The sequence below is a fragment of the Type-D symbiont of Plautia stali genome (assembly GCF_001485335.1).
In the GTDB taxonomy this organism is placed as follows: domain Bacteria; phylum Pseudomonadota; class Gammaproteobacteria; order Enterobacterales; family Enterobacteriaceae; genus Pantoea; species Pantoea vagans_C.
In genome coordinates, this window is record NZ_BBOC01000030.1 from 1 (window position 1) to 22,331 (window position 22,331).

A 22,331-nucleotide genomic window follows, 5' to 3' on the forward strand; every position below is an offset into this window, starting at 1 on the left:
AAGATGCGGGTTGGGCACCATGGACAAAATATTGCCACGCGCTTTCTGGTTCTCTTCTTCATTGGTCGTGACGCAACCGGTCATGTAATAGCTGAAAGAGATGTAATCAACCGTGTTCTGCAGGTCGCGTTTATCGGCATCAGTGATGGTGATCGAAATATCGCGGTCGGCAAAAAAGCGTTTCATGTAGGCCGGATAGGCTCCGCGCACTTGTACATCGCCAAAGAACAGCCATTCACGATTCTGTTGCAGCGTCTCCAGCACATCCGCCGGGCGACAGCTCAATGGGTAGAGCAATGCCCCCAGCAGCATGTTGCCGATTTTTCCGTCCTGGACGATTTCGTGGCACGCTTTCACCGCACGTCCACTCGCCACTAGTTGATGATGAATAGCCTGATAAATAGCTTGCTGTTTGCTCTCTTCCGGCAAACCCACGCCGGTAAACGGCGCGTGTAACGACATATTGATTTCATTAAAAGTGAGCCACAGCTTCACTTTATGCTGGAAGCGGGTAAACACCGCGCGCGCATAGCGTTCGAAACAATCAATAGTGATGCGATTGCCCCAGCCACCGTATTGCTTGATCAATCCGTAGGGCATTTCGTAATGCGACAGCGTCACTAATGGCGTGATGTTATATTTCGCCATCTCGTCAAACAGGCGATCGTAAAATGCCAGACCCTCTTCATTCGGCTCAGCTTCATCACCCTGAGGGAAAATACGCGTCCAGGCGATTGAGGTCCGTAGCACGGTAAAACCCATCTCAGCGAACAGCTTAATGTCTTCCGGGAAGCGATGATAAAAATCAATCGCGGTGTCCTTGATGCCAAAATCATCACCGCTGCGCTCCACGCGCGCACCGAATATCCCTTTAGGTTGCAGATCTGAGGTCGACAGCCCTTTGCCGCCCGCCTGCCAGGCACCTTCAACCTGATTGGCAGCAACAGCGCCACCCCATAAGAATGCGTCTGGGAAACGTGTAGTCATTTTCTTGCTCCTTGGTTATTTCAGTACGGCCAGCAACGGCGAGCCTTCACTCACCGCTCGGTTGTTAAGGGTCAACACATCAATGAAGTCATCACTGTTACTCACCAACACCGGCGTGGTGAGATCGTATCCCGCGGCTTTGATTGCCTTGATATCGAACTCCAGCAGTACGTCGCCTATTTTCACCTGCTGATCGTTTTTGACCTGCGGATGAAAATACTGTCCGTCGAGTTTTACGGTATCGAGCCCAACGTGAATCAGCACCTCTGCGCCTTGAGCGGACGTCAGACCAATCGCATGACCGGTTCGAAACATCGATGACACCACGCCATCTACTGGTGATACGACGCGCCCGACTTGTGGAATGATGGCTGCGCCTTTACCCAGTAAGCCGCTGGAGAAGGTTTCATCTTTTACGTTGTTCAGCGGAATAACCTCGCCCGTTATCGGGCTGAGCACGCTTTCACGGCGCGTCAGTGGCGTTGCCGCGGGCACAACGGTAGGTTCCGGGACGGTGACTGTCGGCATCGAGTCTTGCATTCCGAACAGATAGGTCGTCAGGCAGGCAAACAACAAGGCAACCGCCGCGCCGCCGAAGGCGGCCAGTACGCTAGCGTCAATACCGCTGCCGGGCACAACCTGGATAAAGGTGAAGATGCTGGGAAAGCCGAACGAATAAATGGTGGTGTGCCAGAAGCCGAGAATGGCAGCGCCCAAGGCCCCACCAATACAGCCAAAAATAAACGGACGACGACGCGGCAAAGTGACGCCATAAACGGCGGGTTCCGTAATGCCGAAAATACTGGCAGTGAAAGCTGAGCCTGCCATTGCTTTGAGTTTCACCTCACGGGTGCGCAGGAAAATGCCCAGCGTGGCACCGGCCTGACCCAACACCGCGGGCATCAACAACGGCAACAGCGTGTCGTGACCAAAATTGGCCAGGTTGTTGAGCATGATCGGCACCAATCCCCAATGCAGACCAAAAATCACGCACACCTGCCAGATGGCTCCCATTACCGCGCCAGCCATCATTGGGCTGAGACTGTAAATCCATAAATAGCCTTCTGCCAGCATGCGGCTCAACCACGTAGCGGCTGGGCCAATGGCGAGGAAGGTTAACGGTACCGTGATCAGCAAGCAGACCAGCGGCGTGGTGAAGTTTCGTACCGCACTCGGTGATCGCGGATGGACCCAACGCTCAACCCGACTGGAGACCCATGCGGCGAAAATAATCGGAATCACCGATGAGCTGTAATTGAGGATCTCTAATGGAATGCCAACAAAAGTGAGTGGCTGACCTGCCTGCTGCTGTTGCAATGCTTCCAGAATCAGCGGATGCACCAGCGCCGCGGCAATCGCCATACTGACAAAAGGATTGCCGCCGAATTTTTTCCCAGCGCTGTAACCCAGTAGAATCGGCAAGAAGTAGAAAAGGCCATCACTGGCGACAAACAGCACTTTGTAACTGCCGCCGCTTACCTCCATCACACCTAACACTAACGCCAGCGCCAGCAGGCCTTTAATGATGCCCGTGGCGATCATCACACCGATAAACGGGGTAAAAATCCCGGAAACCAGATCGATAAAGCGGGCAAACAGGTTTTGCGGTGCACCATCTTCGGCATCAGGTTGATTATCCAGTGCATAGCGCGTAATCAGCGCACGATATACTTCTGCCACCTGGTTGCCTATCACCACTTGATACTGACCGCCACTTTCCACCACCATGATCACGCCGGGATTGTTTTTCAGCGTCGCCGTGTGCGCTTTTTGGCTCTCTTTCAACTTGAAACGCAAGCGGGTCGCACAGTGCATCACACTAAGGATATTCTCTTTGCCACCCACGCCTGCGACGATGTCATCTGCCAGTTCCTGATACTGCATCACTCTTTCTCCTGCAAAACGCCCCGAATTTCATGCAAAAAAAAACCTGAGGCGCGCCCTCTCACATCGAGAGAGGGCGCGCCTCAGGTTTTGCCTGCCGAACAGTAACAATCCTTAACGCTGGCTATCTTGCTTAGCTGCAATAAAAAGTAGCAAGGAGTTTTCTAAAAAATGCACTGAAAAATGTGAGATACATCAACTCTCATTCAGGAGTGAAGCAAATAACCGGCACGCTGCAACGCTGATAGCGCCAGTGCAGTGAGTAATACGCCGATAACGATTAAGAACTTATAACTCATTGCCTGAAGCAGCAAAATACCGAGCACACCACCGGCGAGAAAGGCCAGCACGGTGAAAAAGTGCAGCTTAAGACGCTCAATATAGAGTGGTGCGTCCTTAGGGGATTCCTTACGGCGCAACACATCCAGCAACATCGCCAATTCAATGCCAATATCCGTTGCCGTACCGGATACATGGGTGGTGCGGACACGTGCATTGGATATGCGTGTTACCACAGCATTTTGCAATCCCATCAGAAAGCTCAGACTTAAAATCAGTAAAACACCAGATTCACTGAACCGAAACCAGCTTTCAACCACGCCAAGTGCTAATAGTGCCACCCCTTCCAGCAGAATATTGATGGCGTAAATACCCTGAATTTTCCGCCTCCGCCCCGAGTTAATGATCATCGTTGATACCGACGAACCCGCAATAAACAGCAGCACGATCAGCAGAAAAAACAGGCCGACGTGGAAATTTGCTTTTGCCAGATGGTCGGAGAGAGAGGAGACGTTGCCGGTCATGTTGGCGGAGAAAAAACCCACCGTCTCAAATGCAGCAGTATTAAGCGCACCCGCTACCGCCGCTAGCGTACAAGCCAGACGAATATCAGTATTAAATGTACGCGTGCTCTCAGAAGTGATCAGCATGACAATTCCCGGCCCTGGTAAAAGAGGATATTTTCCTCCTGCGAACGGAAATTCTCAAGCTTCAGGGATACATGCTTTTTTCTCGATGAGACTAACGGTGTGCGCGGCAGATTTTTCAAAAGAAAAGGTCATCGCGATATTTAAACAATTCCAGATCGCTGTTGATACCCAGTTTTTTCATTCCTGCTTGTTTGTGCCCACTGATGGTCTTGCGGCTGCGCTTGAGTTTTTCTGCGATTTCGCTATTTCTCATGCCATCAAGAATGCAACGAATCACCTCCGCTTCACGTGGAGAAAGCATGCTATCCAGTCGTGATATCAAAAGATCATTCTTCTCTGCTGCCGGCATATCTAATACAGTTCCGTCGCATTTACGCATTGGAATTTTGGCTAATTCGATCCCAATGTGTTCCGGGATAAAGCGCTGACCACGACACACCACACGCAATGCCTGTAAATAGGTTTTCGCGTCTTCTCTCTTAGAAAGGTAGCCTTTTATGCCGCGCTGAAATGCAGCACGTATCACTGCCAGATTTTCCATAGAGGAGTAGAGAAGAATATTTAAATGAGGGTGATGCGTGAGAATCATTTTAATCAGTGATAAACCATCCAGTTCATCGTGCCCAAGAATATAATCCAGCACCAACACATCAACCTGATGCTGCTGCAACCAGTGCAACAGGTCCCGGCTATGGCCAAAACTCCCTACGATCTGCATATCATGTTGGTTACTGACTGCCATCTCCAGAGATAACCGAATCATTGGATGGTCATCCAGCAGCACCACTGCCATTTTTTCACCTACCGGATAGCTCATCACATTCACCCCGTCAAAGACCTGTTAAACGGCAAATGATCCTGATTTATGCTCAACGCGCATAGCGCGGTATCCGCACATTCTGAGTCAGCACTTTCCTTTTAACAGGTAGGGATTCACTGACTGAGCGGAAATCAGTAAAGGCACAGAACATAACCAAAGATTGATTATTATAAAATATTCCGATTAAAACCATATTTCATCAAACAATCATGAAACTGAACATTATTACCGCAATGCAACTTTAAGGAAATGGAGCGTTTATAATGACTGATGGTTTTATTGTTAAGATTAAGACGCTTCGCGATTTCTCGCTGACTGCTGTATTGTGAAAACCACTTCAACATATTGAATTCCTGCGGTGACAATGAAGAATCCCCTCCTCTAAAACGGATATTCCCGTTGTTCTCACCTGACAGGTTCAAACCCTGAATGATCTTTTTCAAAGCAATAGCTTTAGACAAAATAATGACAGAAGACAGGCCGTTAGCAAAAAAGTTGAGCAATGCTGAATCCGTTATTTCTGTCAAAATCACCACGTTAACATGAGGATACAACGCCTGTAGCAGACGCAGGAAGACATAAGTGGCCTCTACATCATCAACCTCGGTTTTGAGTTCAAGAATTAACGCATCAACATGCTGATATATGAGCACCTGCTTCGCTTCACTAATAGAAACACAAGCCAGTAACTGATGCCCCTTGTCATTCAGCAATGCTGATAATCCCTGCGAAGCCCAATAGTTTGCATCGATATTTAAAATATTCATGATGATTATCAGAAGAGTAAAAAAAACATTAAATCGTGAACACTGTTTTTTTTAAATCGGAGAGTAACGTTTTTTTTGTACGATAAAGCTTACAAATCAAAAATTGCGTTGCCGCTCACTGGCGCAGCGGCAGCAACACACTAAAATTATGGCGTGACTAGCTAGTCCTCAAATCTCTTGGAACATTGATACGAGGTCTTCCTATGAAACAACAGAGCTACAGAGGCGGTGCAGGGAATTTTGCTAACGATCCTGCTCGTGCGAGAGAAGCGGGCAAAGCAGGAGGCAAAGCCAGCGGAGGCAACTTCAGAAACGATCCTGAACGCGCCGTTGAAGCGGGTCGGAAAGGAGGCAAAATAAGTCGCCGTCCTCCAACGAAGTCTGAATAAAGCGCTTTAGGATGTTATCGGCCAGGGACTGGCTTCTCCCTTTTAACGAATAAAACTCCCCTGACAATCTCGTCATCCCGTTTGCTATTAACCTTGCCATGTCTTCGGCGTGGTTGTTCCTGCCAATTTTTTCTTTGCACAATGCAAAAATGCACGTAACCTATATACAAAACATATGTGTTTCATATACGGACTGGATAATGGGTATCGTTAAAATATCGGACCTGATGCATGAGAATCTCCGCGTTGCCAGCACCGCGCTGAGCCGTTCGATCAATGCGCAGGCTGAACACTGGATGAAAATCGGTATGCTGGCCGAACTTTATCCCCATCTGAGTCATCATGAGTTGACGCGCCTGCTGATGCGCGTCGAACGCGACGGCGGCGCTGATTTAGCGCAGTTGCTCGACCAGCCTACTTACACTTCGCAAGGAATCGCGCAATGAGCATCAAAATACACACCGCTGCAGAAATCGAACTGGCACGTGCCGCCGGACAGGCCGCAGCAAAAGTGCTTGAAATTATCACCCCTCACGTCAAACCGGGCGTGACCACCGATGAACTGGACGCCATTTGCCACGACTATATCGTTAATGAGCTGAAAGTCGTGCCCGCGAACATTGGCTATCACGGCTATACCCGAACCACCTGTACCTCGGTGAATCACGTGGTGTGTCATGGTATTCCTGGCGATAAAAAACTGAAGCAAGGCGACATCGTAAATATTGACGTCGCCATTATCAAAGACGGTTGGTACGGTGACACCAGCCGCATGTATTACGTCGGTGAGCCCTCCGTTCGCGCGAAACGCCTGGTCGAAATCACCTACGAATCGATGGTGGCGGGCATTAAGGTGGTGAAACCCGGTGCCACGTTGGGTGATATTGGTGCCGCCATTCAGCAAGTGGCGGAGAAAGCCGGCTTCTCGGTGGTTCGTGAATATTGCGGTCACGGTGTCGGTCAGGTTTATCATGATGAACCACAAATTCTGCACCATGGTACACCGGGCACCGGCCTCGAACTGAAAGCCGGTATGATTTTCACCATCGAACCGATGATTAACGCAGGCAAAGCGGGCACAAGCGTGCTGTCTGATGGCTGGACGGTGGTGACCAAAGATCGTTCGTTGTCTGCACAGTGGGAACACACCGTCGCTGTCACCGAAACGGGGTTTGATTTGTTAACCCCCTGGCCAGAGGGAACAGGCGATTACGCGGCAATTTAAAAGCCTTTGCTAACAGTGACGCGTCTACAATTACCCGCTGTGTTCTTGTAAGATGCGCACCATTATTTTCTGCGTTCAGGGATTCAAGCTTATGCGTGAACAAGCTATTTTTGCCGGCGGCTGTTTTTGGTGTACCGAAGCGATTTTCCAGTCCATTGATGGCGTGTTAAGCGTGGAGAGTGGTTATATCGGTGGCCATCTGCCTTCGCCGACTTATGACCAGGTTTACAGTGACACCACCGGTCATGCGGAAGCGGTTAAAATCGAATTTGATCCGGCGATTGTCAGTTACGACGACTTACTCGATATCCATTTTGCCACCCATGACGCGACGCAGGAAAATATCAAAGATGGCGTCGTCCGCTCCCGGTATCGTTCCTCCTTGTTCCCCACCAGCGATGCGCAGCGCATCGCCGCAGAACAAGGCATTGCCCGCGCAGCAGCCGAACTCGGGAAACCGCTGGTGACGCGCCTGGAACCCTTGGCAGAGTGGTATGCGGCGGAAGATTATCACCAGAATTTCTGGGAAAAAGAGGGTCAAGAAAACGCCTTCTGCATGATGAACATTCCGGCAAAGCTGCAAAAATTGCGTAATAAGTTCCCGAAGCAGGCCACTGACGCTTAACGCCCCATCTGATCAATCACCAGCGTGATGCGCTGAATCACGTTCTGCGCCGCCCGTGACAACTGACGCGACGGCGCAGTACAGAGTGCCAGCGTCAGCGGGCGCATCACGCTGTTTTTTAAGCGGCACAAAACAGAGCTGCTTCTCTTGTACTTCCGTCATCACATCCAACAAACTCAGCACGCATACCCCCGTGCCCTGCGCCACCAAACTTCGAATCAACCGAATATCATTGCAGGCGATACTGTTATCCGGTGCCATGCCCTGTTTTCGGTACAACGCCGCCACACGCTCACGCACCACCAGTGAATCACCGGGAATGATGTGACGTTCCGTGCTCAGCTGGCTTAGTGACAGCGAACCTTGTTTGCTCAGCGGATGGGAAGGTGCCATCACTATGCCCATCTCCAGTTCGGCAAACGCCAGCACATCCAACCCACTCTGTCCCGCCGGGTCGAGAATGAGACCAAAATCGATCGCCGACTGGCGGATCAATTGACTAATGGCATGGCTGTTATCCACGGTGAGTTCAAGCCGGAGCCACTGGTGCTCACGTGCAATGTCACCGATCGCATCTGCTACCGGTCCTTTGGTCAGTGATTGCACCAAACCCGCGCTGACATTGCCGCGTTTTAAACCCTGAATATCGTCGAAGCGTTGCCGCGTAACGCGAAATTCCCGCTGCCAGCGCATCACATCGTCGTACAGCAACTCTCCGGCAGTAGTCATGCGCAGCCCTTCTGGCAAGCGTTCAAACAGCGGCGTGCCAAAGCTTTCCTCGGCCTGCAATATCTGCCGGTTAATCGCCGATGCTGAGACATGCAGTTTCTCCGCGGCTTTACGCAAACTTCCACTGCGCGCGACTTCCGCAAAATAGATTGAAAAACGTGAAAACGGACTCATGCGCCACCTGTACTGATTTTTGCAACAGTTTAGTGAATTCTTGCTGATGGATTTGTACAGGACTAATTATTCACAATGTCCTGACAAAAATGAAGTCTTTCAGCAGCGCCTTTTGTGAGCCACTAACAGGAACATCGCCATGCATACACCGACTCCTCCTGCACACTGTACCTTCGAGCCCGATGACTGGCTGCGCCTGGCGCGTCAGTGGCACCCTGTGGCGCGTTCTTGCGATATCACTGGCGCGCCGGGTAAAGCTGTCCTGCTGGACGAACAATTAGTGGTCTATCGGATTCATGGCAAAGTCGTGGTTGCGCGGGACGTCTGCCCGCATCGCGGCGTTCCATTAACACTCGGCTTTCATGATGAAGAGGGCGTGGTTTGCCCTTATCACGGCTTGCGCTTTGGTGAAGATGGGCGTTGCAATCGCATCCCCTCCAGCCCAGGCCAGCCGATTCCTGCCAAGCTCAATTTGATCAGTTATCAAGTAGAAGAGCGCTTCGGGTTGGTCTGGGTGTGCATCGCGCCCGATACGGATAATCCGTCACCTTTGCCGAGTATGCCTCACTGGGATGACGTCGGTTTTCAGCAGATTAACTGCCCCGGTTTTGAAGTAGATGGGTTCGCTGGCCGTCAGGTGGAAGGTTTCCTGGATGTGGCACATTTTGCGTGGGTGCACACTGAAACCTTTGCCGACCCCAATAATCAGGTCGTGCCGGCTTATAACCCCGTTGAAACCGACACCGGTTTTGCCGTGGATTACTGGAGCTCTGTGAGCAACTTTGCCGCCGACAGTCCGCAGCAAGCCCCTGAAGGATTTGAATGGTTGCGTCATTTTGAAATGCATCTGCCCTTTACCGCCACACTCACCATCCATTTTCCCGGTGAATCACGGTTGGTGATCATGAATGCGGCTTCTCCGGTATCTGCCCGGAAAACACGGATGTTTGCCCCCATCGCGCGTAATTTCGATCTGCACGTGCCAGTGGAAGACGTGCACGCCTTCAATCTAAAGGTGTTTGAAGAAGACCGTTTGATGGTCGAAACGCAAAAACCGGAACGTTTGCCATTGGATCTGGCGCTGGAAGCGCACATTCCGGCAGACCGCAGTTCCATCGCCTATCGTCGTGGCCTGAAACGCATGGGCTTTGGTGAATTCTTCCTGGTGTAGTGGAGGCGGCCATGAAAACAGAATTGAAGGTTATAGTGGATGGTATCTACCGTCAGGGTCGTCATAACCTGAGCGTCAATCTGGTCGCGGAAAATGGTCAGCCACTGCCCGAATGGCAGCCGGGTGCACATATTGATGTTCATTTACGTGATGGTTTGGTTCGTCAATACTCGCTGACCGGTCAAAGCCGCATACGCAGCCATTATCAAATCTGTATTGCGCGCGATCGTCAGTCACGTGGTGGATCGCGTTACGTGCATGACTCGCTGAGGCCGGGGCAGGTGCTGAGTATCTCGGCACCCCGCAATCTGTTTCCCCTGCAACCCGCAGGCAAAGTGATATTGATGGCCGCCGGTATTGGCATCACGCCGTTGTATGCCATGGCGGAAGCGCTGGAGCTGTCGGGCGTGCCCTTTGTGTTGCACTACTATGTGAAACAGCGTGGCGATGAAGCCTTTCTGGCGCAGCTATCAAAGTCCTTTGCGCACGGTTTTTGTGAAATCTGGTACAGCAGTGAAGGCCACAGTCCACGCGACCACCTTCCCGCCGAGTTGCTGACGTTCGCTGAGGATACCCATCTCTATTTGTGCGGTCCGCAAGTGTTCATGACGCAGGTTTCGCAGCAGGCCACAGCTCGCGGTTGGCGCAGTGAGAATATTCACACCGAAGCGTTTAAGCCAGCGCTTCCCACATCAATGTCTATTGATGAAGGTTTCACTGTCACGATTGCCCGTACCGGGCAGCAATGCATCATTTCCCCTGATCAAACCATCGCCCGTGTGCTGCTGGAAAACGGTGTCGATGTGCCGCTCTCGTGTGAAATGGGCATGTGCGGCGCGTGCCTGACGCGTGTCACTGAAGGCGAGATCGATCACCGCGATACCGTTCAGTCTGACGCCGAAAAATCCGGCGCTGAGCAGTACATTGCATTGTGCTGCTCACGCAGTAAGTCAGCGAACCTGGTGATCGATTTGTGACTTATTTAGTGCGCCACATGCGATACTGGCCCCAGAACCCAACTTCGGTGGCGTATTCCTGTGGCGTGCCATCTGCAATGATGTCGAGTGATTTGCGCATGCCCAGGCTCATCACGGAACAGTCATTGCTGACGCGTAATTTGTGCAAACCATTTTCCAGATAGGTAGTGACGAACTGATTTTGACGCAGCATCGCGACATCGTGACCATCTACATTCACGACAAATTTGCATGTCCCGCCGCTGGCACTGCCAATAAATTGTTTTAAGCGCGTGACGGTAACTGGTGTTTGTTTCTTACTGGCATCCGGTGTCACCAGTTGCTGATTAATGATGGTATCCGCTGATCCATAAGGTCTGGCACATCCCACCAACGTTAGAACGGCTAAAGCTAACAACACCTTTTTCATTATTATTTCCCTTAATTATGCTGCTCCATGCAGCATCAGGCATTATCGGCTATCGACTCAAGATCTTCAGTTATCGCGGCAAGGGTATAATGCGACCCATTCAAGCAGAGAAGTGGATAGGTATGTTGGTGCGTATTGATAAGTGGCCTTTCTTTTCTGTGCGGGCTCTGCCGCCACTACTGCCCCCTCTGGGCCGTCCTCGCGCCGCTAAAGCGGTACCTTCGACTTCCACGTCGTGCCGGACGGACCGTTCGCGGATGACCATCCATGGTCGGCCGCGAACTGCCCCACGCCTCCCCGCGTGCGGCTCCTGGCCCAACGTAAAAGTCTCAGCGCTGCGGATAACCCTGAGGGGGCAGCAGAGGCGTCAGAGCTTCAGACTTCGTGCCCTTTTTGACAAGTCGCACTGAAGCTAATGAGCCGTCTGGAGCCGCACCGGGGCTGGCATTTCGCAGCGCTGAGCTGAGCGAGTATGCCAGGAGAGCCCGCAGGACGCGGGCGAAAGGTGGCGCTGGAACATGGATGTTCCATCGGCACCGGTCCGTAAGGCAGACGAGTGAAGTGAAGGCACCGCGTAGCGGCGCGAGGACCGCCAGCCCCGGTGCGGCCCCAGACGGCGTTATCGTCAGTCGCTTAACGGACAAGCATTACGGCAAGATCACGTGTTTCGCAGAGTAAAATCGCTGACGCTTTGCACCATATTGGCTGCTTGCTCGCTCAACATGGCCGAAGCTGCCAGCGACTGCTCGACCAGAGAGGCATTCTGCTGAGTGGTGATGTCGATTTGGCTGATCGCGGTATTAATCTGGCTGATACCGTCAGCCTGTTCAGTGCTGGCCTGGTTAATTTGTGACAACACTTCTTTCATGTTCACCACGTTCGACATCTTCTTCTGCATTTGCTGAATGGCATAAATTATTTCTCCCATTTAGCGAAGCGATAAGACTGCCTTAGTAGGCTCCCCTATTAACCTATGGAGGACAAGTAAACACACCAGCGAACTCAAGCTGCTTTACTTTTAAGATTAATAACAGACAAGCTACCGCTTCGCTTATATTCCCCTACAACTTACTTTACTAGCACTATGAAATGAGATAACAATAATTTATCTTAATCTCGCACATCAAAAACAGGCTTTAATTGACTCATAGTTAAACAACAAAACCCGAGATATTAAAACTTAAGATTAATCCTGGCTTGATTATGGTAAAAACAACACTACATTTATTTTTGCTTTACGTTGGTATGAATATAACGAGGAGAACGCATGACGGACCCTAACAAGCATCCTGAAGAGGAAGAGAAAAAGACGCAACGTCGTGGGGGCACAGGGAACTTCGCCGAGGATAAGGAACGCGCAGCTGAAGCAGGCCGCAAGGGAGGCCAGGTGAGCGGCGGCAATTTTAAAAATGATCCTAACCGTGCCGTAGAGGCCGGCAGGAAAGGAGGAAAGATCAGCCGCCGTAAATAACACGCTATCTGAGATAATACAGGGTTAGTCTGGCTAACCTTCTTCACAACACTCTCCTGTCGTGTATTAGCGCTTCGCTTAAGTGCAAGATTAGCTTCGCCAGGAGAGTTATTCCCATCGATCCCATCAAAAAATCGATCATTTCTTGATCGATTTCTCACTAATTACCGCTTCGCTTATTAATGATTTTCTCTTTATTTATTAATGATTATTTAAAATTCCTGATTAAATAAGCAATCAATAATTAACCAACATATTTGTACAGACACCAACAAACTGTACACCTTAAAGGTAATTACAGTGTCGGTAGTTTAAATAATTACTAAACTGCAATAGTAAAATCAGCAGAACAGCACTCCCCTGCAGCCAACAAAAAAGGCTGCCACCTCCAGAGAGATGGCAGCCTTTATCAGTTAACTCACTCAGTGTGATGCCATCTGCTCCGGGAGTGCCAGTTGAGCACGTGCTTTGGCAACCTCTTCAACGCTCACCGGTTTAGCTGCGTTCCCCCAGCTATTGCGTAAATACGTCGCTGCCGCCGCCACCTGCTCGTCAGAGAGCTTCCAGGCGAAGGACGGCATCGCACCGCTGGTAGGGTTACCGGCCGTCACTGCGCCGCGACCACCCTGCAATACCGTGGTGATAATAGAAGAGGTGTCATCGGCTAACAGCCCAGGATTGCCCGCCAGGCTTGCTGCCAGATTAGGGATCCCTTTACCGTCGCTGTTGTGACAGGCGGTACAGTTGGCCGAGTAGACGTTCTCCCCCATCTTCATCTGCGCATTATCCAGAGAGAGTGGCTGAGGCAATGTGGTGGTAGATGCAGGCACCTGTTTCAGATACACCGCGATCGCCCTGAGATCATCATCCGTCAGGTGCTGCGTTGAATTGGTCACCGCTTCAGCCATGGGTCCTGACGCAACGGCAACGTGGTTACTGCCGAGCCTGAGGTAGTCCACCACCTGTTGCTCGGACCAGCTACCGATGCCGGTATGCGGATTTGGCGTGATATCAGGCGCATGCCACTCGCCCAGATTGCCGCCCTGCAGATAATCGCTACTGTCGCCACCAATCAGGTTTTTCGCCGTATGGCAGGCAGCACAGTGTTCTGGCCCTTCAACCAGATACGCACCGCGGTTCCATTGCGCCGACTGGCTGTTATCCATCTGGAATCCAGCGTTTTTGAAGAACAACAGGTTCCAGCCCATCATGGCCAGGCGAATGTTATACGGGAAGCCCAGATTCGTTTCCGGCACCTGATAATGGACTGGCTTCACCGAACGCATATACATCCACAGATCATGCATATCCTGATCGGTCAGCTTCACGTAAGCGTTGTATGGCATCGCAGGATAAAGATGTTCGCCCTCTTTACCTTTACCGTGACGCACCGCGCGGAAGAAATCACGTTCTGTCCAGCTACCGATCCCGGTCTCGCTATCCGGCGTAATGTTGCTGGCATAAATGCCACCAAACGGGGTGCTTATCTTATAACCCCCAGCCAATGGCAACTTGCTCTCCGGCATGGTATGGCAGGCGGTACAGTCGCTGGCGATGGCGACGTAGCGTCCACGTTCAATAGCGGCACTATCTGCTGCCGTGGGCGGCTGGCTGGTCAATATCTTGTCGCTGGCGACGTTATCTGCTGAGGTATCGCCGTTGACCCACAGCATACCCGCTGCGACAGCCGCAGCCACCACCGCCACGCCCGCAATCAGTTTGGTCTTTTTCATCTCACACCTTTACCAACGGACCTGGATTTTTCAGGTATTGCTCAATAATGGCTTTCGCCGTCCACAAGCTCAGTGCTCCAATCGTGCCGGTCGGGTTATATCCGGCATTGTTGGGGAATGAAGAGGCCCCAAGCACAAACACGTTGTGGGTATCCCAGCACTGCTGGTAGCGGTTGAGCACTGACGTTTTCGGATCGGTTCCCATCACCGCACCACCAATGGTGTGGTCGCTGGCAAAGTTGTAAGGCGAGTACGCGCCGGTGGCTGAGTTTGTGCCTAATACCAACTCCGCGCCCATCGCTTTACCTATCTCGACGCTTTTCTCTTCGATAAATTTCGCTGATTTGCGGTCGTTATCGTTGTAGTCAAAGGTGACGCGCAGCAAGGCATTGCCGTTGTCATCTTTGTATTCCGGGTCGAGGTCGAGGTAATAATCTTCGTGCGAGTAGCTGGTGCCCTGGCCGAATATAAAAGTGGTGTTCTGGAAAGCGTGGGTATAGGCCTTCTTCCAGTCTTTACCCCAACGTGGAGAGCCTGGCGGCAGTGCATCTGCGTTACCAATCGGACGCGCCCCGCGCGCAACCACCAGAATGCCTGCACCACCGATAAAGCCAAGGCCGGTATGGTCAAAGTTGTCGCCATTCCAGTCATCAACCTGTGATGAGAGCGCACCGGCGCCGATGTACTGGTTCAGGTTCTCATCTTTAAAGTGGATCGCTGCGCCAGAGACGGTCTGGAAGCTGTAGGCACGTCCCACTACCCCCGTTTTGGTCACCGGATTGTAAGGCACACCAATTTTCGACAGCAGCAACAGTCGTACGTTTTGCATCTGGAATGCCGACAGGATGACGATATCTGCAGGCTGTACCCACTCTTTTTGTTTTTATCGAGATAGGTCACCCCGGTCGCGGTTTGACCATCTTCCGCTTTATTCACACGCACCACGGCAGAATCCGTTAATACGGTGAAATTCTCACGCTGCATCAACGCCGGGATGACGCAGGCGTTCGGACTGGATTTGGAAAAGTTACCGCAGCCGTAATAAAGGCAGTAACCGCAATAGGTGCAAGGACCCATGCGTACACCGAGCGGATTAACATAAGCGCGTGACGCCTGGCCTGCGGGCACCATAAAGGGATTGAGGCCTATCTTCTTCGCGCCTTCTGCGAAGATATCTGTCAGACGCATGCTTTCCAGCGCGGGTAAGGGATACTCGCTGCTGCGGTTTCCTTCAAACGGGTTGCCGCCAGGCACGGTTTCGCCGTTTAACTTACCTGCCTTGCCCGACACTCCCGCGATTTTCTCGAAGCGGTCGTAGAAAGGCTCCAGCTCGTCATAGGTCACCCCCCAGTCCTGCAGGATCACGCCTTTGGCGATCTGCTGCTTGCCATAACGCTTTATTGTCTGGGTGTAAGGCTCAAAATCAAAGGGGGTGAAACGCCATGCCATGCCCGCCCAGTGCGTACCGGAACCCCCTACGTTGTAACCCAGCTCATTCAGGTTCCACTCACGGGTAGGGAGAGCGGTCTGCGTAGTGTTGTTTCGGAAAGTGGTGGTTTCAACGGCGGGGGGCAGCAGCATGCTGCGACGCGTATCCCAGCGCAGTTCATCGGTATCGACCGACGGCGGAAAATCAGTGGCGGTTTCAAACCACGGGCCACGTTCAATGGCAACGACATTCAGACCGGCGCGCGTCAGCTCTTCGGCAATCAAAGAGCCGCACCACCCCAGGCCGACAATGGCGACATCAGCTTTTGGACGGACGTTATTCATGTTTTTATTGCTCAGCTAAGGCGAAAAAATTAAAGGGTGTTATCAATCAGGCTGGTTGGGATGATGTTGAGCTTTTGCCCTTTTTTCGGTAGCAGGTCACGGAAATCGTAACGCGCGCCGGGGAAGCCAATCATTTTCCAACTGGTCATGTCTTTGTTGCCGCCGTATATCGGGTCAGCAAGGAAACCTTCACGCACGTTCTGTAGCAGCAATTCAAAGAACACCTTGGTTTCCACCTCTTCACCCAGATTAAGGCTGTTGTTCTCCATGGCGGTCAGTACCTGATCCTGCTGTTCGCCACTCAGCGACAGAAAGTTTTTGCCATAGTGTTGCTGCATAGCGTTGTCCAGTGCGGCAATGCCAAGGCGATAGCGTTGCGCAGGCGTCAGCGGAGATTGCGGCCCTTGTTCTGGCGTACCTTTGACAAACTTACCCAAACGATAGATAGCGACCGCATTGCCGTAATCACCGGCTAGCTGACGGTCGATAAAGATGGCACAGCCGGCCTCTTTGCCACTGAGGCTGGTTTCATCGGCCGGAATAAAACGTTCGGCAATAGCACCAACGGTGTCGAATTCATGTTGAGTAAGATATTGCAGGCCGCCTTTGCGGGGTGGTGCGGGTGGCGTCTGGACTTTGCCGGGTTCCCAAGGCTGACCGCCATTGACCTCTTCAGCCTTAGTCAGCGTCGGGATCGAGGAAGCCACGCCCAATGCGGTCATGGAGGTGAGGAATTCTCTGCGTTTCATATTTTCCCTGCTTTCACATTGCAAACCGGGCCAAATATCAGACGTATTTGTGCCTGGCATTGAGCCATATCAATAAGGATTAATGGATTAATTAGGACGTTGCCCAGTGGGCTTTTATTAGATTAACAACGAGGTAAGTTTTTACATTCAAATCACGGAATTAATTAAATCTTAACAACGCAGCAAAGAGTAATGACTCCCCCTGCGCTTTAAAAGGTTTTTATTGATGGTTTCCCATCATTTATTTTCATCATCCATCCATTCAGAAGCGGTAGAGTATCGTTTCGCCTCGCAACAATTAACATCTTGCCAGCGACGAGCAGTTACGCATAATACGGCACACGCAAACGCCATACTGTGATGCGAAACGCACTGAGTGTGGTTTAAATATTAGACATCTTGCTGGGGCACTGACTTAAAATGAAAAAACTCACCCTGATAAAGGTTGCTGAACTGGCCGGGGTAGGGATTGCCACAGTGGATCGCGTGCTGAATGAGCGTGGCGGTGTTCGTCCTGAGACGGTGCGCAAGGTGTTGCGCGCAGCACGGCAGGCAGGCTTACAGCGTTTATTGCCCGATGACACCCAGCACCCATGGCAAATCGAGGTGTTCCTCAGCAGTAATGGCACCTGGTTTTTTCAACAACTGGCGGATGAGTTTGCCAACATCGCCGACCGTCTTGGCTACCGGAAAATTAAATTATTCCGTACTCTGGTGAGCGAAAACCCACCCGATAAACTCGCCGAAAAGATAAAAAAAAGCAGTGAATTGCGGGACGGTATTATTGTTTATGGTCATGACTATCCGGTTATTCATGAAGCATTGGCGTATTGCAAGGATAGAGGTGTTCCTGTGATTTCGCTGGTTTCCGACTTAGCCGATTCTCATCGATTCTGTCATGTTGGAATAAATCAGTATCAGGCGGGGCGCACCGCCGGTTTATTAATGAGCCAAACCATGCCAAATGCAGGCGACGTCATCATGGTTAGTGGCCGTTTTGATTTTAGTGCCCATATTCAACGTATTTCTGGCTTCCGTGATGCCATTACGCAACGTGCCCCTTGGCTGCGTTTACGCGAAGTGTTGGCCGGTGAAGATGAGCGGCATAAAATACGCGCTCTGCTCAATCAGGCATTACATCAATCCGATAATGTCGTGGGATTATATAATTCAGGCGATAATAACAGCGATATCAGTGCCGTATTGCATCAGCATCAGTTAACCGGGCGCTGCTGTTATATCACACACGAACTGTATGATGTGACCCGGCAACTTCTGCAAACTGGCGCGCTCTCCTACACATTAGATCAGAATGCACGTCAACATGCTGTGCTAGCGACCGATCTGCTCATTCGCTATCTCGAACAGGGGTTTATTCCCGATCTGTATCAAGACGGGCGCGTGGAACTGCGCATTGTGACTGCAGAAAATCTGGATTGATGCTGAAGCCTTAACGCGAACAAAGATAACCAGCTTTCAAGATTGGCGTGTTGTTATCAGCCGGGAATGAAGGTCATGTTCAGATATTCATTCAATACGCATAATTATTCTGCACACAGGGTCCTCTGGCGGTTTACACTGATGCTCTTAATGGCGTGCAGAGGATGCAAACGTGCTTTCAAAGATCCCCGATTATGAAACCGACCGCGAAGGCTACATGGAATTTATGACGCGCAGCAACGCGCTACGCATGGAGTTGCTGGTCCTGTCGGAGAAGTTCATTGAGGTCCATGGCTCTTACGAGGCCGGGATGGCTGAAATGGGTGAATGGCTGCTGAACTACGCGGAGAGCGCAATGATCCAAAAGGTGAGCCTAGGCCCTATTAGCAAAGCGTGGTTACTGGAAGAGTTAAAAGGGCGCTAATAATTCCCTGGCGAAAATATAATTCAAAGTAATCAATCCGCCTTGAATGTGACAAATTAATGTCAGAAATAAAACTTGAGCCATCACCATTCAGAATAATGAAAAACAACATAATATCATGATAAATAACAACTAAAACAAAAATCACAAGTTTTTAAGTTTCATTTATATGACTATTTTTTGACATTACTGTCATAAAACTTTCATAAATTTTCTATATGTTAGCCGCACAAAGCGTTGTGCTTATGCTGCTTTAGCGATCTATAGGAAATTTTCACTAATGAGCGATTACGTTACGCCTCAAGCTTTACATGTTGCCGCTACCCCCTTGTCTTCAGCTCTCCCTGTCCATACCAAAAACAGTAAAAAGCCGCTTTTGCTTTTTGGCATGGTATTGCTGGCTGGCGTGTTGTTTGCCGCCAGCCAACTCCTTGGTGATATTCAACAAACCGGGGCTGACTCCAGCCGTTCGCTGCCTTTAATTCTGCTGGGTTTTGCCCTGCTGGCGGCACTGGGTTTTGAGTTCGTCAATGGTTTCCACGATACGGCTAATGCTGTTGCCACGGTGATTTATACCCGCTCTCTCTCGCCGACGGTCGCGGTAGTGTGGTCAGGAATTTTCAATTTCCTCGGCGTTTTATGCTCCTCTGGTGCGGTGGCCTTCGGCATTATCTCGCTATTGCCGATTGAACTGGTTATGCAGTCCGGCAGCAGTGAAAGCTTTGTGATGATCTACGCGCTATTGTTCTCCGCGATTATCTGGAACCTCGCCACATGGTGGTTAGGTCTGCCCGCCTCCTCTTCACATACCTTGATCGGCTCAATTATTGGGGTAGGCATCGCGAATGCGGTGATGCACGGACGCAGCGCATTGAGTGGAGTGAACTGGAGCCAGGCGATGAATATTGGCAATGCCTTGATTCTTTCCCCGATTGTCGGCTTCGTCTGTGCTGCTCTGCTACTGGTTCTAATGAAGCGCATGGTAAAAAAACCAGCGCTGTATAGCACCAGTCAGCAAGAAGGCGCACCGCCGATGTGGATCCGTGGACTGATGGTGCTCTCCTGCACCGGCGTCTCCTTTGCACATGGTTCAAACGATGGTCAGAAAGGCATGGGATTGATGATGCTGATTCTGGTAGCTGCCCTGCCCGTCACCTACTCGCTAAATCGTACTCTGCCTCCATCTGATATTCCGCAGCTTATTACCCTCGCGGAAAACAGCCAGGCACAGTTAATGCAATACACATCGGTCGCCGCTCCGGCTCAACCTGAAGAGGTGTTGACCACCTTCCTGCGCACCAGAGAGCGTGATGCCAAGGTGATTGCTGCACTGGCACAGGTCAGCGGGAATATTGGCACGACGCTAAAACACTATGGCGCATTGCAGTCTATTCCTGCAGAGCAGAAACCCGAGGTGCGTAATCAGATGTATCTGGCGGCCGAAACCATCAAGCATCTGCAAGCCGATCACACCCTGGTTTTACCCGTCGCAACACAGCAAAACCTTCAGGCGCTGAAAAACACCCTGAATGGTGCCACGCAATTTATCCCGACCTGGGTGAAAGTCGCCGTGGCGATCGCTCTGGGACTGGGCACTATGGTGGGCTGGCGTCGTATTGTCACGACGCTTGGAGAGAAGATTGGCAAAAGCCAACTCAACTATGCGCAGGGCATCAGTGCTCAGATGGTGGCGATGGGCACTATTGGCGCAGCTGATGCGTTTGGATTGCCGGTATCAACGACCCACGTACTCTCTTCTGGCATCGCGGGCACCATGGCGGCGAATCGCAGCGGATTACAGTTCGGCACACTGCGCAATATGGTGCTGGCTTGGGTGCTCACACTGCCTGCCGCCGCGCTGCTCTCTGCCGCGCTCTATTGGATAATGACTTCACTGTAACGCGCATTTTGACAGGGATATGACAATGTCTGCACACGAAATAAACCATAACGATAATATTGACGCGCGTTTTTTACAGGAGTGCTACGACAGCTACGAAGAGTCACTGGAGCTGGAGTTAATGGAGTTTGGCCTTGCGGCTAATAATGATCCGCAAGAGATGGCCTGGCGACGCCGCTATTTTACCGAGCTACTGCATTTGCAGGGTGAACTGGTGAAACTGCAAAACTGGGTCATCCGTACGGGGCATCGTTTAGTGGTGATTTTTGAAGGCCGTGATGCGGCTGGCAAAGGTGGGGTGATCAAGCGCATTATGCAGCGCCTCAACCCGCGCTACTGCCGTGTGGCCGCCCTTCCCGCCCCGAACGAACGAGAGAAAACGCAATGGTATTTTCAGCGTTACGTGTCGCACTTGCCGTCGGCCGGTGAAATCGTGCTGTTCGATCGCAGCTGGTACAACCGTGCGGGTGTGGAAAAGGTGATGGGGTTTTGCAGCGAGAGCGAAGTAGAAGAGTTCTATCACAGCGCGCCAGAATTTGAGCGCATGCTGGTGCGCAGCGGTATTCAAATCGTCAAATACTGGATTTCAATTACGGATGAGGAGCAGGAGATGCGCTTCCTCAGCCGTATTCACGATCCATTAAAACAGTGGAAACTGAGTCCGATGGATCTGGAGAGTCGTCGTCGCTGGGAGGATTACACCGCCGCCAAAGAGATGATGCTGGAGCGTACTAACATTGAGGAAGCGCGCTGGTGGGTGGTAAAAGGTGTGGATAAGAAAAAAGCCCGTCTGAACTGCATCCGCCACCTATTGCAGCAGGTGCCGTATGAAGCGGCCGAAGGCGAACACATTTCGCTGCCTTCTCGTATTCATCATGCCGATTATGCGCGCCATCCGGTTCCGGAGAGCATGATGGTGCCGGAGAGTTACTGATCTCAGCAAGGCGACCATACGGTCGCCCTACGCCAGCCTCACCCCATCACCAACCCGCCATCTACATACAATGTCTGCCCGGTGACAAACTCGCTCCAGTCCGAGGCTAAAAACAGCACCGGACCGGCGACATCACCCGGTTCGGCAATACGGCGCAGTGGCGTTTGGGCGGTGATAAAATCGCGTACCTCTTCCCGCGTCGCGCGGCTGGCATCGGTCGGATATACCAAACCCGGTGCGACACAGTTGACGCGAATGCCGAGCGGCCCCAACTCTGCGGCCAACGAACGGCTGAACCCGATCAAGGCGGATTTGGCTGTCACATAGTCGTGGTACGGCACCGAAGGACGGGCAACCAGATCGCTCGACAGGTTGACGATGCTGCCGCGTGCCCGCGCACGCATAAGTGGCAATGCGGCCTGGCAGACGTTATAGGCCGCCCCGACTGCACCCTCAAACTGGCTCTGGTAGCCCTGCCATGAGGTTTCCCAAAAGCGCTGGCGATTGTCGGTATCAAACACATAAGGAGCAAACGCATTATTGATCACCGCATCCAGACGCCCCGTGGTATTGACGATTTTCTCCATCATCGCCGCCACCTGCTCAGGTGACGTCACATCCGCACGGATCGCCACAGCCGCACCGCCCAAGGCTTCACAGCTTTTTACCACTTCGGCTGCGGCCTCCTCACTGTGTAGGTAATTCACCACCACCAGCGCGCCCTCAGCGGCAAAGGCTTTGGCGATCGCCGCACCAATGCCTCGGCTGGCGCCCGTGACCAAAACCGTGCGATCAGCAAATTTCATAGATTACCTCCTGTA

The 22,331-nt window shown here is 51.6% G+C and carries 21 protein-coding genes and 2 pseudogenes; 11 read left to right on the forward strand and 12 right to left on the reverse strand.

Annotation, left to right across the window (positions count from 1 at the left end):
- The 5 genes from PSSD_RS11420 to PSSD_RS11440 form a co-directional block, all read right to left on the reverse strand.
- A partial coding sequence (locus tag PSSD_RS11420) for a glycoside hydrolase family 1 protein (RefSeq protein WP_058972322.1) occupies nt 1–987 on the reverse strand: 987 nt, incomplete at its 3' end.
- Nucleotides 988–1,002: 15 nt separating this feature from the next.
- Entirely contained in the window at nt 1,003–2,871 is a 1,869-nt protein-coding gene (gene bglF, locus PSSD_RS11425) for a PTS beta-glucoside transporter subunit IIABC (RefSeq protein WP_058972323.1), read from the reverse strand.
- 206 nt (nt 2,872–3,077) lie between these two features.
- Nucleotides 3,078–3,800 carry a YoaK family protein gene (locus PSSD_RS11430; RefSeq protein ID WP_039337230.1) on the reverse strand — a complete coding sequence of 241 codons (723 nt, stop codon included), beginning with the start codon at nt 3,798–3,800 and terminating at the stop codon, nt 3,078–3,080.
- 115 nt (nt 3,801–3,915) lie between these two features.
- Nucleotides 3,916–4,617 carry a response regulator gene (locus PSSD_RS11435; RefSeq protein ID WP_058972324.1) on the reverse strand — a complete coding sequence of 234 codons (702 nt, stop codon included), beginning with the start codon at nt 4,615–4,617 and terminating at the stop codon, nt 3,916–3,918.
- A 170-nt stretch (nt 4,618–4,787) separates the two neighbouring features.
- The gene (locus PSSD_RS11440; protein ID WP_058972325.1) at nt 4,788–5,387 is read right to left on the reverse strand and encodes a helix-turn-helix transcriptional regulator; all 600 of its coding nucleotides are present in this window, start codon (nt 5,385–5,387) and stop codon (nt 4,788–4,790) included.
- A gap of 203 nt (nt 5,388–5,590) precedes the next feature.
- On the opposite strand from PSSD_RS11440, the gene PSSD_RS26560 reads away from it, so the two are divergent.
- From PSSD_RS26560 to msrA, 4 genes are all read left to right on the forward strand, one after another.
- Complete coding sequence (locus PSSD_RS26560; RefSeq protein WP_072016973.1) at nt 5,591–5,776, forward strand: con-10 family general stress protein; 186 nt, start codon at nt 5,591–5,593, stop codon at nt 5,774–5,776.
- 200 nt (nt 5,777–5,976) lie between these two features.
- Nucleotides 5,977–6,222: a ParD-like family protein gene (locus tag PSSD_RS11450; RefSeq protein ID WP_039337220.1), complete on the forward strand. Its 246-nt coding sequence runs from the start codon at nt 5,977–5,979 to the stop codon at nt 6,220–6,222.
- A complete protein-coding gene (map, locus tag PSSD_RS11455) occupies nt 6,219–7,001 on the forward strand; it encodes a type I methionyl aminopeptidase (protein WP_058972326.1) in 783 nt (260 codons plus the stop codon). Before PSSD_RS11450 ends, map begins: the two co-directional genes overlap by 4 nt.
- Before the next feature lie 91 nt (nt 7,002–7,092).
- Complete coding sequence (gene msrA / locus PSSD_RS11460) at nt 7,093–7,626, forward strand: peptide-methionine (S)-S-oxide reductase MsrA (protein WP_039337215.1); 534 nt, start codon at nt 7,093–7,095, stop codon at nt 7,624–7,626.
- Here the strand turns inward: msrA and PSSD_RS11465 are convergent.
- A pseudogene (locus PSSD_RS11465) lies at nt 7,623–8,529 on the reverse strand (LysR family transcriptional regulator). The gene msrA and the pseudogene PSSD_RS11465 overlap by 4 nt on opposite strands.
- 139 nt (nt 8,530–8,668) lie before the next feature.
- Here PSSD_RS11465 and hpxD point away from each other — a divergent pair.
- On the forward strand, nt 8,669–9,700 hold the full coding sequence (gene hpxD / locus PSSD_RS11470) for a molybdenum cofactor-independent xanthine hydroxylase subunit HpxD (protein WP_058972327.1): 1,032 nt from the start codon (nt 8,669–8,671) through the stop codon (nt 9,698–9,700).
- Between the two features lie 11 nt (nt 9,701–9,711).
- On the forward strand, nt 9,712–10,677 hold the full coding sequence (locus PSSD_RS11475) for a PDR/VanB family oxidoreductase (RefSeq protein ID WP_058972328.1): 966 nt from the start codon (nt 9,712–9,714) through the stop codon (nt 10,675–10,677).
- 1 nt (nt 10,678) lies between these two features.
- Here the strand turns inward: PSSD_RS11475 and PSSD_RS11480 are convergent, their stop codons facing one another.
- Both PSSD_RS11480 and PSSD_RS11485 read right to left on the reverse strand, forming a co-directional pair.
- The gene (locus tag PSSD_RS11480) at nt 10,679–11,086 is read right to left on the reverse strand and encodes a hypothetical protein (RefSeq protein WP_058972329.1); all 408 of its coding nucleotides are present in this window, start codon (nt 11,084–11,086) and stop codon (nt 10,679–10,681) included.
- A 658-nt stretch (nt 11,087–11,744) separates the two neighbouring features.
- Nucleotides 11,745–12,014: a hypothetical protein gene (locus PSSD_RS11485; protein ID WP_039337490.1), complete on the reverse strand. Its 270-nt coding sequence runs from the start codon at nt 12,012–12,014 to the stop codon at nt 11,745–11,747.
- A gap of 339 nt (nt 12,015–12,353) precedes the next feature.
- On the opposite strand from PSSD_RS11485, the gene PSSD_RS11490 reads away from it, so the two are divergent.
- Nucleotides 12,354–12,557 carry a con-10 family general stress protein gene (locus tag PSSD_RS11490; RefSeq protein WP_034822638.1) on the forward strand — a complete coding sequence of 68 codons (204 nt, stop codon included), beginning with the start codon at nt 12,354–12,356 and terminating at the stop codon, nt 12,555–12,557.
- A 422-nt stretch (nt 12,558–12,979) separates the two neighbouring features.
- Here the strand turns inward: PSSD_RS11490 and PSSD_RS11495 are convergent, their stop codons facing one another.
- From PSSD_RS11495 to PSSD_RS11505, 3 genes and pseudogenes are all read right to left on the reverse strand, one after another.
- Nucleotides 12,980–14,290 (reverse strand): c-type cytochrome, encoded by a 1,311-nt coding sequence (locus PSSD_RS11495; RefSeq protein WP_058972330.1) that lies wholly within the window; start codon nt 14,288–14,290, stop codon nt 12,980–12,982.
- 1 nt (nt 14,291) lies between these two features.
- Nucleotides 14,292–16,063 (reverse strand): annotated as a pseudogene (locus tag PSSD_RS11500) (GMC family oxidoreductase).
- Nucleotides 16,064–16,092: 29 nt separating this feature from the next.
- Nucleotides 16,093–16,812 carry a gluconate 2-dehydrogenase subunit 3 family protein gene (locus PSSD_RS11505; RefSeq protein WP_058972331.1) on the reverse strand — a complete coding sequence of 240 codons (720 nt, stop codon included), beginning with the start codon at nt 16,810–16,812 and terminating at the stop codon, nt 16,093–16,095.
- Nucleotides 16,813–17,232: 420 nt separating this feature from the next.
- Here PSSD_RS11505 and PSSD_RS11510 point away from each other — a divergent pair, with 420 nt between their 5' ends.
- The 4 genes from PSSD_RS11510 (at nt 17,233) to ppk2 (ending at nt 21,510) form a co-directional block, all read left to right on the forward strand.
- Complete coding sequence (locus PSSD_RS11510) at nt 17,233–18,252, forward strand: LacI family DNA-binding transcriptional regulator (protein WP_039326920.1); 1,020 nt, start codon at nt 17,233–17,235, stop codon at nt 18,250–18,252.
- A gap of 172 nt (nt 18,253–18,424) precedes the next feature.
- Entirely contained in the window at nt 18,425–18,676 is a 252-nt protein-coding gene (locus PSSD_RS11515; protein WP_058972332.1) for a hypothetical protein, read from the forward strand.
- 280 nt (nt 18,677–18,956) lie between these two features.
- The gene (locus tag PSSD_RS11520) at nt 18,957–20,576 is read left to right on the forward strand and encodes an inorganic phosphate transporter (RefSeq protein WP_058972333.1); all 1,620 of its coding nucleotides are present in this window, start codon (nt 18,957–18,959) and stop codon (nt 20,574–20,576) included.
- A 25-nt stretch (nt 20,577–20,601) separates the two neighbouring features.
- Nucleotides 20,602–21,510 (forward strand): polyphosphate kinase 2, encoded by a 909-nt coding sequence (gene ppk2, locus PSSD_RS11525; protein ID WP_058972334.1) that lies wholly within the window; start codon nt 20,602–20,604, stop codon nt 21,508–21,510.
- A gap of 38 nt (nt 21,511–21,548) precedes the next feature.
- On the opposite strand, the gene PSSD_RS11530 is transcribed toward ppk2, so the two are convergent.
- Nucleotides 21,549–22,316, reverse strand: a complete 768-nt coding sequence (locus PSSD_RS11530) for a 3-oxoacyl-ACP reductase (RefSeq protein WP_039326907.1) — start codon at nt 22,314–22,316, stop codon at nt 21,549–21,551.
- Nucleotides 22,317–22,331 lie beyond the last annotated feature (15 nt).

Coding starts and splice junctions, on each gene's coding strand:
- bglF (WP_058972323.1), bottom strand. CDS start 2,871: ATGCAGTATCAGGAACTGGCAGATGACATCGTCGCAGGCGTGGGTGGC.
- PSSD_RS11430 (WP_039337230.1), bottom strand. CDS start 3,800: ATGCTGATCACTTCTGAGAGCACGCGTACATTTAATACTGATATTCGT.
- PSSD_RS11435 (WP_058972324.1), bottom strand. CDS start 4,617: ATGAGCTATCCGGTAGGTGAAAAAATGGCAGTGGTGCTGCTGGATGAC.
- PSSD_RS11440 (WP_058972325.1), bottom strand. CDS start 5,387: ATGAATATTTTAAATATCGATGCAAACTATTGGGCTTCGCAGGGATTA.
- PSSD_RS26560 (WP_072016973.1), top strand. CDS start 5,591: ATGAAACAACAGAGCTACAGAGGCGGTGCAGGGAATTTTGCTAACGAT.
- PSSD_RS11450 (WP_039337220.1), top strand. CDS start 5,977: ATGGGTATCGTTAAAATATCGGACCTGATGCATGAGAATCTCCGCGTT.
- map (WP_058972326.1), top strand. CDS start 6,219: ATGAGCATCAAAATACACACCGCTGCAGAAATCGAACTGGCACGTGCC.
- msrA (WP_039337215.1), top strand. CDS start 7,093: ATGCGTGAACAAGCTATTTTTGCCGGCGGCTGTTTTTGGTGTACCGAA.
- hpxD (WP_058972327.1), top strand. CDS start 8,669: ATGCATACACCGACTCCTCCTGCACACTGTACCTTCGAGCCCGATGAC.
- PSSD_RS11475 (WP_058972328.1), top strand. CDS start 9,712: ATGAAAACAGAATTGAAGGTTATAGTGGATGGTATCTACCGTCAGGGT.
- PSSD_RS11480 (WP_058972329.1), bottom strand. CDS start 11,086: ATGAAAAAGGTGTTGTTAGCTTTAGCCGTTCTAACGTTGGTGGGATGT.
- PSSD_RS11485 (WP_039337490.1), bottom strand. CDS start 12,014: ATGGGAGAAATAATTTATGCCATTCAGCAAATGCAGAAGAAGATGTCG.
- PSSD_RS11490 (WP_034822638.1), top strand. CDS start 12,354: ATGACGGACCCTAACAAGCATCCTGAAGAGGAAGAGAAAAAGACGCAA.
- PSSD_RS11495 (WP_058972330.1), bottom strand. CDS start 14,290: ATGAAAAAGACCAAACTGATTGCGGGCGTGGCGGTGGTGGCTGCGGCT.
- PSSD_RS11505 (WP_058972331.1), bottom strand. CDS start 16,812: ATGAAACGCAGAGAATTCCTCACCTCCATGACCGCATTGGGCGTGGCT.
- PSSD_RS11510 (WP_039326920.1), top strand. CDS start 17,233: ATGAAAAAACTCACCCTGATAAAGGTTGCTGAACTGGCCGGGGTAGGG.
- PSSD_RS11520 (WP_058972333.1), top strand. CDS start 18,957: ATGAGCGATTACGTTACGCCTCAAGCTTTACATGTTGCCGCTACCCCC.
- ppk2 (WP_058972334.1), top strand. CDS start 20,602: ATGTCTGCACACGAAATAAACCATAACGATAATATTGACGCGCGTTTT.
- PSSD_RS11530 (WP_039326907.1), bottom strand. CDS start 22,316: ATGAAATTTGCTGATCGCACGGTTTTGGTCACGGGCGCCAGCCGAGGC.